This is a genomic window from Nitratidesulfovibrio sp. (assembly GCF_040373385.1).
GTDB lineage: Bacteria > Desulfobacterota > Desulfovibrionia > Desulfovibrionales > Desulfovibrionaceae > Cupidesulfovibrio.
The window spans coordinates 18726-30791 of record NZ_JBDXXH010000013.1; the positions used below are offsets into that span (position 1 = coordinate 18726).

General features: G+C 66.5%; 11 protein-coding genes. 8 read left to right on the top strand and 3 right to left on the bottom strand.

What is annotated here, in order from left to right; translation table 11 throughout:
• The first annotated feature begins 234 nt into the window (after positions 1-234).
• Both cutA and ABWO17_RS16365 read left to right on the top strand, forming a co-directional pair.
• Positions 235-555 carry a divalent-cation tolerance protein CutA gene (cutA, locus tag ABWO17_RS16360; protein WP_353120421.1) on the top strand — a complete coding sequence of 107 codons (321 nt, stop codon included), beginning with the start codon at positions 235-237 and terminating at the stop codon, positions 553-555.
• A 1-nt stretch (position 556) separates the two neighbouring features.
• Positions 557-1483 carry a carbohydrate kinase family protein gene (locus ABWO17_RS16365; protein WP_353120423.1) on the top strand — a complete coding sequence of 309 codons (927 nt, stop codon included), beginning with the start codon at positions 557-559 and terminating at the stop codon, positions 1481-1483.
• 337 nt (positions 1484-1820) lie between these two features.
• On the opposite strand, the gene ABWO17_RS16370 is transcribed toward ABWO17_RS16365, so the two are convergent.
• The 3 genes from ABWO17_RS16370 to ABWO17_RS16380 form a co-directional block, all read right to left on the bottom strand.
• Positions 1821-2165 carry a ferredoxin-thioredoxin reductase catalytic domain-containing protein gene (locus tag ABWO17_RS16370; protein ID WP_353120425.1) on the bottom strand — a complete coding sequence of 115 codons (345 nt, stop codon included), beginning with the start codon at positions 2163-2165 and terminating at the stop codon, positions 1821-1823.
• Positions 2162-2425, bottom strand: a complete 264-nt coding sequence (locus ABWO17_RS16375) for a glutaredoxin family protein (protein ID WP_353120427.1) — start codon at positions 2423-2425, stop codon at positions 2162-2164. Before ABWO17_RS16375 ends, ABWO17_RS16370 begins: the two co-directional genes overlap by 4 nt.
• A gap of 178 nt (positions 2426-2603) precedes the next feature.
• Positions 2604-3116, bottom strand: a complete 513-nt coding sequence (locus tag ABWO17_RS16380) for a hypothetical protein (protein WP_353120429.1) — start codon at positions 3114-3116, stop codon at positions 2604-2606.
• Positions 3117-3884: 768 nt separating this feature from the next.
• Here ABWO17_RS16380 and fusA point away from each other — a divergent pair.
• From fusA to ABWO17_RS16410, 6 genes are all read left to right on the top strand, one after another.
• On the top strand, positions 3885-5951 hold the full coding sequence (gene fusA, locus ABWO17_RS16385; protein ID WP_353120431.1) for an elongation factor G: 2067 nt from the start codon (positions 3885-3887) through the stop codon (positions 5949-5951).
• Positions 5952-6200: 249 nt separating this feature from the next.
• Entirely contained in the window at positions 6201-6998 is a 798-nt protein-coding gene (locus ABWO17_RS16390) for a GntR family transcriptional regulator (protein ID WP_353120433.1), read from the top strand.
• A gap of 75 nt (positions 6999-7073) precedes the next feature.
• Positions 7074-7865 (top strand): hydroxypyruvate isomerase, encoded by a 792-nt coding sequence (gene hyi, locus ABWO17_RS16395; protein ID WP_353120435.1) that lies wholly within the window; start codon positions 7074-7076, stop codon positions 7863-7865.
• Positions 7865-8800, top strand: a complete 936-nt coding sequence (garR, locus tag ABWO17_RS16400) for a 2-hydroxy-3-oxopropionate reductase (protein WP_353120520.1) — start codon at positions 7865-7867, stop codon at positions 8798-8800. Before hyi ends, garR begins: the two co-directional genes overlap by 1 nt.
• 375 nt (positions 8801-9175) lie before the next feature.
• Positions 9176-10837 (top strand): ribonuclease J, encoded by a 1662-nt coding sequence (locus tag ABWO17_RS16405; RefSeq protein WP_353120437.1) that lies wholly within the window; start codon positions 9176-9178, stop codon positions 10835-10837.
• Positions 10838-10974: 137 nt separating this feature from the next.
• Positions 10975-11757, top strand: a complete 783-nt coding sequence (locus tag ABWO17_RS16410) for a fumarylacetoacetate hydrolase family protein (protein WP_353120439.1) — start codon at positions 10975-10977, stop codon at positions 11755-11757.
• The last annotated feature ends 309 nt before the right edge of the window (positions 11758-12066 follow it).

Genomic DNA, 12066 nt, shown 5'->3' on the forward strand with positions numbered 1-12066 from the left:
CGCACCGTATCCACCGCCCCCGCAAGCCACCCACCGCACCGGCCCCCTGCGGCATTCCGGTGCCGGAACCGTGATCATCGCGTTGCCGTGTGGTGGCTTCTCCGTTATGCACATGGGCGGCGCGCCGCGTGCGGATGCCTTCATCCCGCATCCGCTGCCCGTCGGCACCGCGCGGCCACCCCGCGCACCATCATACCCACGGCGCCGGGCGGCACCCCGCCGCAGGAGGTCCACATGGCGGTCATCGTGTACATGACGGCCCCGAACCCGGAAGAGGCCGAGCGCATTGGCCGCATCCTGGTGGAACGCCGCCTTGCCGCGTGCGTCAACGTGCTGGGGTCCATCCGGTCCATCTACCACTGGGCGGGCGACATCCAGACCGAAACCGAAGCCGCGTTCATCGCCAAGACCACCGATGCCCTCGTGCCCGCCCTGACCGAGGCGGTATTGCAACTGCACCCCTACGAGGTGCCCTGTGTGGTAACCCTGCCCATCACCGGCGGCAGCGCCGCCTTTCTCGGCTGGATCGACGAAGTAACCCGCAAGGAGCCCTAGCATGTCCATCTACGTTTCCGGGTCCATCGCCTACGACCGCATCATGAATTTCCCCGGCAAGTTCGCGGACCACATCCTGCCGGAAAAGATACACATCCTGAACGTGTGCTTCCTCATCGACCGGCTGGAGGAAAAGCGCGGCGGCACGGCGGGCAACATTGCCTACAGCCTGGCCCTGCTGGGCGAAAAGCCGCACATCCTGTGCTGCGTGGGCAAGGACTTTGACCGCTACGCAGAGGAACTGGACAAGCTGGGCCTGCCGCAGGATGGCATCCGCAAGCTGGACGACCAGTTCACCGCCGGGGCCTACATCACCACCGACCAGAGCGACAACCAGATCACCGGCTTCAACCCGGCGGCCATGCGCTTTGCGTGCGAATATCCTTTCCCCGCGCTGGACGCCAAGGCCGACATCGCCATCGTCTCGCCCGGCAACGTGGACGACATGGTGGGGCTGCCGCGCATGTTCCGCGAGCGCGGCGTGCGCTACATCTTCGACCCCGGCCAGCAGATTCCCGCCCTGTCCGGCGACCAGTTGTACGAGGCCATCTGCGGCGCGCACATGCTGGTCACCAACGACTACGAACTGGAAATGATCATGAAGGCCACGGGCCGCACCAAGGCGGAACTGCTGGAGCGCACCGGGTGGATCATCACCACCATGTCCGAGCACGGCTCGCGCATCGACAACGGCAGCCCGGTGCTGGTGCCCGCCGTCAAGGCCGACCAGGTGCTGGACCCCACCGGCGCGGGCGATGCCTACCGCGCGGGGCTCATCAAGGGGCTGGTGGACGGCAAGGACGTGACAGAGGCTGCCCGCATGGGCGCCACCTGCGCCAGCTTCTGCGTGGAGCACTACGGCACCCAGGAACATGCCTTCACGCCGGAGCAGTTCGCGGCGCGGCACAAGGCGGCGTTTGGCGTATAGGGCCTGCACCACCATGAGCCTTTTGCCCTCTGCCTGACCGACCCGAAGGGCGCGAAGCGTGCCCGTTGGGCGAGCTTGCGAGCTCTACGGGCATCGAGAACAGAGATGTCAGAATGGTTTTTTATTTCGGCCGAATACCACAAAAGTATACTCCCTCCATAAAGAAACCATTCTTCCTTGGCAGAGAACAAAATCCCTCATAGCGGCAACAGGCCCTAGTGGGTACCCACACGCCCGACCAAGCAAACAACATAAAATACCGCCGGATTCCCGAGGGAATCCGGCGGTATTTTGTGTTGGTCGATAGTCAAGAGCCCGCATCAATAAGACGGGGCACCTACCCGAACAGTTTCTCCGGCGGCCTGCGCTCCGGCACGATGTCGTGGGGAATCTCGTCCTCGTTCCAGGCCTGCGACACGTACAGTCCGCAGAAGCAGGCCCCGAATTCCTTCACGTCGTCCTCGCGGTACACGCAGGGACAGACGATGTCGCGGTCCTTTTCGAACTCGCCAAGGGCCAGGCGACAGGGGCAGGCCATGTACCCGTAGCGCTGCTTGTTCACCAGCAGGCTTTCCAGCAGGGGCATGGTCATGTCCATGTCCTTGTTGAAGAAATAGCCCTTGGGCTCCTGAATCTTGCGCAGCATGTCATGCAGCGCCTGCGGGGTTGCGGGGCCGCTCATAGTTGCAGGGCCTCCTTGATGTCTTCCTTGTGGAAGCCCACGATGACGCGGCCATTGCCGCAGACCAGCGTGGGAAAGGACAGCTTGGGATTGTGGGTGCGAATTTCTTCCAGCACCGCCTTGCGCTCGTCGCCCTCAAGCTGGTCCACGAACACGCACTTGTAGTCCACGCCGTGTTCTTCGAGGTACTGCTTGGTGTTCTTGCAGTGAACGCAGGTGGACAGGGCAAACAATTTCACTTCGTTGGAATCGTCGGACATGATCAATACCTCGCTCGGCGTGCGCGCCGCATCGTTCGATGGAATACGTCTGAGGTGCCGCGAACTGCTGGCGCATCCTAGCAGCAGCCCCCCGGCGTGACAATCCGCACGAAAACGCAAAGGGACTGCCCTTCCGGGGCATGCACCGGGATTACCTGCCGAAAGTCGCCCCCCGCCGCTACGCCGATGGCCGCCCGGCCACCGCGTCGGCAATGAGCGAGGCCAGCCGCCGCACGGTGGCGGCAAGGTCGGGGTGTTCCTCAAGGGCGCCGTCCACGCGGATGCCGTAGCGCTCATCCCGCAGGGGGCGGCGAACGCCATCGCCGCCGGGGTGTCCGGTGCCGTCGCGGTCGCCCAGCAGCACCGTGAGCGCGTTGTGGGTGATCACGATGGTGCGCCCGCCCACCTCCACGGTCAGGGTATCGCCGTCGTCCCGCACCTCGAAGCGCTGGTCCTCGGGCAATTCCTCGCGCATTTCGTCCAGGGCGGCGGCCACGGGGCGCAGCCGTTCGCGGGCCACGTCGCGCAGCCGCTCGGACATGCCGGTGGCGCTTTCGCCCACGGCCCGGCGGCGCGACAGTTCCTCGCGCAGCACATCGCGCGGGTTTTCCGGCCTGGTCCGCCACACGTAGCGCAACAGCAGGTAAATCAGCAGGACGAACAGGCCGCCCAGAATCAAGCCGCGTATCATGCCATACTCCATGCCGCGAAAGGTGTGCCTTGCGCAAGTGGCCGGACAAAGGCCCGGCCCGGCGGACATGCGGAACCATCGAAGCCGGGCGTGCCAGCCAGGCCAGGCACGTCAGTCAGGCCAGTCAGGCCACTCAGGCCAGATCGGTACATGCGGGCTGCCGGGCCGCTTCAGCCAGCGCGGCGTGCCCGCAGGTACCCCGCCCCGTCATGGCCATCCGCCCCCCCCGAACGGGGTGAAACCCGCAAACCGTTGCGGGGCGCGGATTGCCGGGGCGACGGCCAGTTTGCCCTTGACATCTTTCTTAACGTCTTCCTATGACTTACGTAACTGGAAAGCCATCGGCAAGGCCCGTTGGCACGTTCCGGACTGTCACGATTCCCGCGCGAAACGGTTGCGAACCGGCACCGCGCCCCGGCAAACCTCAACCCGCATCGCCGCCCGAAAACCGGACGATACGCCACGCGACACGGGGGAAAACGCCCGACAGCGCGACAGCGCGATAACGCAACTGCGTCAGCCACGGCAGCCACGGCGGATTACGAAACACAGGGACCACGCAGCGCCACGGGCACCCGCCCGTACCGCGCACCGCCAGGCAAAGGCCGCACGAACGGCACTGACGCACGACGTCACAGGGACGACGCCCCGCACGAGGAAGCACGAACGGAACACGGTTTTGTTGGCGGCATCACGCATTCATGGACACTGCGCCCTGCCCGGCAGGGATTTCATCTCCACAACCATCAGGAACAAGGGAGACGGATTATGTCCAAGGCGTTGGAGACCCAAAGAACCTATGCTCTCGTAGGAACCGGAGGTTGCGGTAAGACCTCGCTCGCCGAAATGCTGCTGTATCAGGCGGGCGTGGTCGGCCGCCTCGGCAAAATCGAGGAGGGCACCACCGCCCTCGACTTCGAGCCGGAGGAAACCAAGCGGCGCGGTTCCATTCAGCCCTCGGTGGCCACCCTGCAACGCAACGGTTCCCGCCACTTCCTGCTCGACATTCCCGGCGACAACAACTTCATCGGCGACATCGGCTACCTGCTTTCAGGCGTCGATGCCGCCGTTTTCGTCATCGATGCGGTGGACGGCGTGCGGCCGCTCACCCGCAAGCTGTGGCAGTCGGTGCGGGCCGCCGGGCTGCCCGCCGCTGTGTTCATCAACAAGGTGGACCGCGACCGGGCCGACTTCGACATGGCCTTCTCCGGCCTTTCCGCCATCCTCGGCATGCGGCCCGTGCTGCTGTACATGCCCATCGGCCAGCAGACCAATTTCAAGGGCCTGGTGGACGTGCTGGCGGGCAAGGCCTGGTTCTTCGACGACGACGGCAAGGTGACCGAGGGCGAAATACCCGCCGACATGGCCGACGATGTGTCCGCCCTGCGCGAGACCACCATCGAGAACATCGCCGAGGCCGATGAAACCCTGATGGAAAAATACCTCGAAGAGGGCGAACTGACCCCCGAGGAAATGGCCCTGGGCCTGCAAAAGGGCGTTCTGGCCGGGGATCTCGTGCCCGTGGTGGCCGGCGCCGCCATGGAAAACAAGGGCGGCGCGCAGTTGCTGGACACCATCGACCGCCTGCTGCCCTCGCCACTGCAACGCGCCGCATGGCTGGACGCGGGCGGCAAGGAACGGGCCAGCAGCCCCGGCGCCCCCGCCGCCTGTTTCGTGTTCAAGACCCTGGCAGACCCCTTCGCGGGGCAGCTCAGCCTGATCCGGGTGCTTTCGGGTACCGTCTCCACCGAATCCACCCTGAAGAACATGACCACGGGCGAACCGGAACGCCTTGGCTCGCTGCTGTACCTTACCGGCAAGACCCAGACCCCCTGCAAGGACGTGCTGGGGCCCGGCGCCGTGGTGGCCGTGGCCAAGCTGAAGGGCACCCGCACCGGCGACACCCTGTGCGACGAAAAGAACCCCTTCGCGCTGCCCAAACCGGCCATGCCGCCGCAGCTGATCACCTATGCCCTCGCCCCCAAGGAAAAGGGCGACGAGGACAAGGTGTTCACCGCCGTGCACAAGCTGCTGGACGAGGACATCACCCTGCGCCTGGCCCGCGACGAGGAAACCGGCGACATCCTGCTTTCCGGCATGGGCCAGCTGCACATCGAACTTTCCGTCGAAAAGGCCAGGCGGCGCTACAAGACAGAAATCGTGCTCAAGACCCCCAAGGTGCCCTACCGCGAAACCGTACGCGGCAAGGCCCAGGTGCAGGGGCGGCACAAGAAGCAGTCCGGCGGGCGCGGCCAGTTCGGCGACTGCTGGATAGAGATGGAAGGGCTGCCGCGCGGCTCCGGCTACGTGTTCGAGGATGCGGTGGTGGGCGGCTCCATCCCCCGCCAGTACATCCCCGCCGTGGACAAGGGCGTGCAGGAGGCCTCCGCGCGCGGGTACCTTGCCGGGTGCCCGGTGGTGGACTTCAAGGTGAAGCTGTACGACGGCAGCTACCACACGGTGGACTCGTCCGAAATGGCGTTCAAGATCGCGGGTTCGCTGGCCTTCAAGAAGGCCATGGAACAGATGAAGCCCACCCTGCTCGAACCCATCGTGCTGCTGTCCGTTTCCGTGCCCGACGAATACATGGGCGACGTCATCGGCGACCTGTCGTCGCGGCGCGGCAAGGTGCTGGGGTCCGATTCGCAGGTGGGCATCACCGAAATCAAGGCCCACGTGCCCATGAGCGAAGTGCTGCGCTACGCGCCCGACCTGCGTTCCATGACCGGCGGGCAGGGCGTGTTCACCATGGAATTCGACCACTACGAGGAAGCGCCGCCGCCGGTGGCCGAAAAGGTCATCGCCGACTACCGGAAGGAGCGCGGCGAGGAGTAGCCGAAGCTGCCGCCGCCAGTTGCGTGAAGACGGATGAAGAGAACTGACCACGAATGAGAAAAAGTGCGCCGCCCCCGGGGTTCCGGGGGCGGCATTCACGTTGTGGGCGTCAGAGGGCAAGACCGTTACGACGCACCGGATTCCCTCCAACCAGACAGGGGGCCCCATCGACAAATGCACACTGTCGTATTTTTGCATTCTGCATGCAAAAAGGTTGACCCTTCCTCTCCCCCTGACTAAGCTTGCCCCATGAAGCTTTCCACGCCTTCCAACGCGCCCTCCCCCACGACGGGCACCGCCGACAGCCTTGCCGTCATCCGGCACGAAAACCTCGACGAAAAGGTCTACGCCCGCATCCGGGCCATGATCGCCGACGGCGTGCTGGCCCCCGGCCAGCGCGTGGCGCAGGAGGCGCTGGCCGCGCAGCTTGGCGTCAGCCGCACCCCGCTGGTCAACGCGCTGAAACGGCTGGCGCAGGACGGGCTGCTGCGGGCCATTCCCCGGCGGGGGTTCCGGGTGCGCGAACTGACCCTGCTGGAACTGGTGCAGTTGTTCGAGTTGCGCGAACGGCTGGAGCCGCTGGCGGCGGAACTGGCCGCAACGCGCATCACCCCGGACGAGGCGGAGCGCATGGCCGATGAATGGCGGGCCATGGCCAGCCTGCCGGACACGCCGGAGGCGCACCAGACCTACGTGGAGCGCGACCGGGCCTTCCACCGGCGGCTGGCCGAGCTTTCCTGCAACCCCTTCCTGCGTGCGGCCATGGACCCGGTAAGCATGCTGGCCGCCGCCTACCTGCACGGCACCCCCCGCCCGTGGGAAGACACCGTCCCCGATCATCTGGCCATCATTGAGGGACTGCGCCGGGGCGACCCTGCGGCCAGTGGAGCGGCCATGCGCAACCACATCGCACCGTCGCTGACCGCGTTGCGGCAGGCCCTGGCTGATGCCGAGGCTCCGGACGGGCCGGACGCCCTGCTCCCGACACCGGACGCGTCACCAGTCCCGGCAGGCGACGACAGCCACGAACCGCCCAAGGCGGCCTGAAGCAACCCCCTGCCCCACCGGCAGCCGACCATACCCCCCCTGCACCCGCCGCATCTCCATCCACAAGGAGTGACCATGCCCAGATTCGCCGCCAACCTGACCATGCTGTTCACCGAACTGCCGTTCGCCGAGCGCTTCGCCGCCGCGCGGGCGGCGGGCTTTGACGCCGTGGAATACCTGTTTCCCTACGACCACGCCCCGGAAGCGCTGGCCGCGCTGCTGCGCGACAACGACCTGACCCAGGTGCTGTTCAACCTGCCTGCGGGCGACTGGGCCGCCGGAGAACGCGGCATTGCCGCCCTGCCGGGGCGCGAGGCGGAATTCCGCGCCGGGGTGGACCGTGCCGTCGCTTACGCCAAGGCCCTTGGCGTGCCCCGGCTGAACTGCCTGGCGGGCAAGGTGCCGGACAACGACCCCACCGCCGCGCAGGCCGCGTGGTCCACCCTGGTGGACAACGTGCGCTTCGCCGCCGACCGGCTGGCCGAGGCCGGGCTGGTGCTGCTGGTGGAATTCATCAACCGCAAGGACATTCCCGGCTTCTTCCTGCATTCCACCGCGCAGGTGCTGCGCCTGATGGACGAGGTGGACCGCCCCAACGTGCTGTTGCAGTACGACGTCTACCACGCCCAGCGCGAAGAGGGCGAACTGGCCGCCACCCTGTGCGCCCACATGGCCCGCATCGGCCACGTCCAGATTGCGGACACGCCGGGCCGCCACCAGCCCGGTACCGGAGAGATCAACTACCCCTTCCTGTTCGCCGAACTGGACCGCCTGGGCTACGCCGGGCACGTCGGGCTGGAATACGTGCCCGCGCCCGGTACGCTGGCGTCGCTGGACTGGATGCGTCCGTACGCGCAGCGGGCATGATGACAACCACGCAACACCGCACCGCAAAGGAGCACGCCATGCAACGCATCGGATTCATCGGGCTGGGCATCATGGGCGCCCCCATGTGCCGCAACCTGCTCAAGGCCGGATTTCCGGTAACCGCCTACACCCGCAACGGCGACAAGCTGCGGGCCATGGCAGCGGAAGGGGCCGTGGCCGCTGAAAGCCCCGCCGCCGTGGCCGCCGCATCGGACGTGGTCATCACCATGCTGCCCAACTCGCCCGAGGTGCGCGCGGTGGCCCTTGGCCCCGACGGCATCGCGGAAGGTGCGGCCCCCGGCTGCATCGTGGCGGACATGAGCTCCATCGCCCCGCTGGCCAGCCGCGACATCGCGGCGGAACTGGCCAAGAAGTCCATCCGCATGCTGGACGCCCCGGTGAGCGGCGGCGAGCCGAAAGCCGTCGACGGCACCCTGTCGGTGATGGTGGGCGGCGCGCAGGCGGACTTCGACGCCTGCCTGCCGGTGTTCAAGGCCATGGCCGCTTCCGTGGTGCGCGTGGGCGAGGTGGGCGCGGGCAACGTGGCCAAGCTGGCCAACCAGATCGTGGTGGCGGGCAACATCGCCGCCATGTCCGAGGCGCTGGTGCTGGCCACCCGCGCCGGGGCGGACCCGGACCTGGTCTACCAGGCCATCCGGGGCGGCCTTGCAGGCAGCACAGTGCTGGATGCCAAGGCCCCGCTGGTCATGGACGGCAAGTTCGCGCCCGGTTTCCGCATCAAGCTGCACGCCAAGGATCTGGGCAACGTGCTGGAAACCTCGCGCGAGTTGCACGTGCCCCTGCCGCTGGCCGCGCAACTGATGGAGGTAATGCAGGGACTCATGGCCGACGGGCTGGGAGACGCCGACCACGGCGCGCTGATCCGCCACTGGGAAAAGCTGGCCGGGGTGGAGGTGCGCCGCAAGCCGTCGTAGACGGCATGCCGGGCGTCCGCTGATCATTTGTTGAACATTCGTTGTTCACAGCTCGCACAAAATTATCATGCCCCGCCTCCACATGCCGCGCCGCCCCACCGGGTGGCGCGGCTTTCGTGTGCCGTTCGCCCTGTTTGCCCTGCCGCCGTGCGGCCAGCATCGCGCAGTGCGCCCCTTTGCCCACGGCACCTGAGCCGTTGCACCCCAGGCATGCGCCGCGCCGCCCGCCCCTTCCGGAGACTGTTCAGCCAAACGGCACGGGTCGGTGTGCGCATCGCATCCCCTTGTGAGGCCCGTCTTTTTGCGATAGCAAGAGGAACTGACCCGTGCCCTTTCGCACCTCACCGGACGCGTAACCAGAGTGGAGCCCCTCGCATGGCGGACCAGACCCCGCACCTGACCATCACCCCCCTTGGCGGACTCGGAGAGATCGGCCTGAACTGCCAGATCTGGTCCACGCCAGACTCCATGGTCCTGGTGGACTGCGGTCTGATGTTCCCCGAAGACTACCACCTTGGCGTGGACGTGGTGATTCCGCGCTTCGACCACGTGATGCAGAACCGCCACCGGGTGCGCGGCATCGTGCTTACCCACGCGCACGAGGACCACATCGGCGCGCTGCCGTGGCTGATGCCCCACCTGAAGGCCCCCATCTACGGGTCGCGCTTCACCCTGGCCCTCGTGGAGCACAAGCTGCGCGAGCACGGCCTGGCCGACCGCGTGGAACTGGTGCCCGTCTCGCCGGACGCGCCGCTGGTGCTTGGCGACATGACCTTCCGTTTTCTACCCGTGTGCCATTCCATCATCGAAGGGTACGCCCTGGCCGTGGAAACCCCGGCGGGCCGCGTGGTGCACACCGGCGACTTCAAGATCGACCCCAACCCCCTGTCCGGCCCCGGCACCGACCTTGCGCTGTTCCGCGACTTCGCCGGGGACGAGGGCGTGCGCCTTCTGCTGTCCGATTCGACCAACATCGAGCGTGACGGCCAGTCGCTGGGCGAACGCGAGATCATGGATACCTTCCGCCAACTGTTCCACGAGGCGGAAGGCCGCATTGTCGTCACGCTGTTCTCCAGCCACATCCAGCGCATCCAGGAAGTGTTCGACCTGGCCAGCGAGTTCGGGCGCAAGGTGGTGGTCAGCGGGCGCAGCCTGATGAACAACATAGAGATAGCGCGCAACCTGGGCTTTCTGCGGGCAGAGGCGGGCATGATCCTGGACGCCGTGACCATGCCCCCCATGGCCGACCGCGACCTGGTGCTGCTGGTCACCGGCTCGCAGGGCGAGCCGCTGTCGGCCCTTTCGCGCATCATCATGGGCGAGCACAGGCAGCTTTCCATCCACCGGGGCGACACGGTGGTCATGTCTTCGCGCTTCATCCCCGGCAACGCACGGGCCATCACCAAGCTGATCAACGAACTGTACCGGCTGGGCGCGGAAGTCTACTACGACAAGGTGCGCTCCATCCACGCTTCTGGCCACGCCCACCGCGACGAATTGCGCGCCATGATCGAGGCGGTACGGCCCCGCTACTTCGTGCCGGTGCACGGCGAGTACCGTCATCTGGTCAAGCACTGTCGCCTGGCGCAGGAATGCGGCGTGGCGCCGGAACGCACCATAACCCTGGAAAACGGCGACCCCATCACCCTCACCCCGGAAGGCGTGCGCTTTGAAGAGCACGTGCCGGTGGAGTTCATTCTGGTGGACGGCAAGGGCGTGGGTGACGTGGGGCATTCGGTGCTCAAGGAACGGCACATCCTTGGCGGCGAAGGCATGGTGATCGTGGTGCTGGTGGTGGACGAAATGAGCTGGGAAGTGCTGCACGGCCCGGAAATGCTGTCCAAGGGCTTCGTGTTCGAGCAGCACTACAACCATGTGCTTGAAGACGCCAAGTGCATCGTGCTGGACATCTTCGAGAACATCCCCCCCGGCGAGACAGAGCGCTTGCAGGACCGCATCCGCTCGTCGTTGCGGCGGTTCTTCCGCAAGGTGCTGGAGCGCGACCCCATCGTGGTGCCCGTGGTGACCACCATCTGAGCCTGCTCCCGGTCCCCCGGTCGCCCTTGCGGGCCTGACGACAGTCCTTCCGGCCCTTTGCCGGACCTGACGGCGCCCAATTTCGGGTACTGACGATGCAACGCGGCGGGCACCGCCCGCCGGAGCGGAGCGGCGACATGCGCGTGGTACGGGTGCAATACAAGGGCAGCGTGTTCTTTGGCGCGTTGCAGGACGACGGCGTGGTGTGCCTGAACCACCAACTGGGCCTGAAAGACCCCATCCCCCTGGCGGAACTTTCCATCCTGCCGGTGGTGGCCCCTTCCAAAATCATCTGCGCGGGCATGAACTACCGCGACCACGCGGCGGAAATCGGCTTTCCCGTGCCGGACGAGCCGGTATTCTTCCTGAAGGCGCCCACCGCCGTCATCGGCAGCGGCCAGCCCATCCTGGTGCCGCAGGGCGTGGGCCGGGTGGACTACGAAGGCGAACTGGCCCTTGTGGTCGGGCGGCAGTGCCGCAACATTTCACCGGATGCCGTACCCGCGCACATCTTCGGCTATACCTGCGCCAACGACGTCACCGCCCGCGACCTGCAACGGCGCGACGGCCTGTTCGGCCGCTGCAAGGGCTACGACACCTTCTGTCCCGTGGGGCCGTGGATAGAAACCGATCTGCCCGACACCGCCAACCTGGCCGTGCGCACCCTGGTCAACGGCGAGGTGCGCCAGCAGGGCAACACCGCCGACATGCTGTTCACCCCCAACGAGATGGTCAGCGCCATCTCGCGCGTCATGACCCTGCTGCCCGGCGACCTGATCCTTACCGGCACCCCGGTGGGCGTCGGCCCCATCGTGCCCGGCGACGAGGTGCGCGTGGAAGTGGAGCAGGTGGGCCTTTTGATCAACCCCGTGCTGGCCGCCCCGGATGCGGACGAGCATGCCGAGGTGCCGTTGCAGTAGGCGGGGCCGGTTCCGCCTCGGCCCGCCTCCGCCCCCTGCCTGATCGCGTTGCCCCAGCATGCCCGCCGCGTACGCCCCAGGTTTTCTCCGCGTTCTCTCCGCAGTCTCTCCACATACGGGCAGCCGGTGCGAGCTTTTTCGCCACTCGCCCCACCCCATCGCTTGCCATCCGCCACAATCTGACGTATGCAGTCCTGCCTTTTACACCAAGCACACTCCGGTTTCGGCCCGGGGTGCCCGCCACGCCACGTGCGGCGCGGGTTGAAGGGCCATGGCCGGTGTGGAAGAAAAAACCCGCAAGGAGTTCTG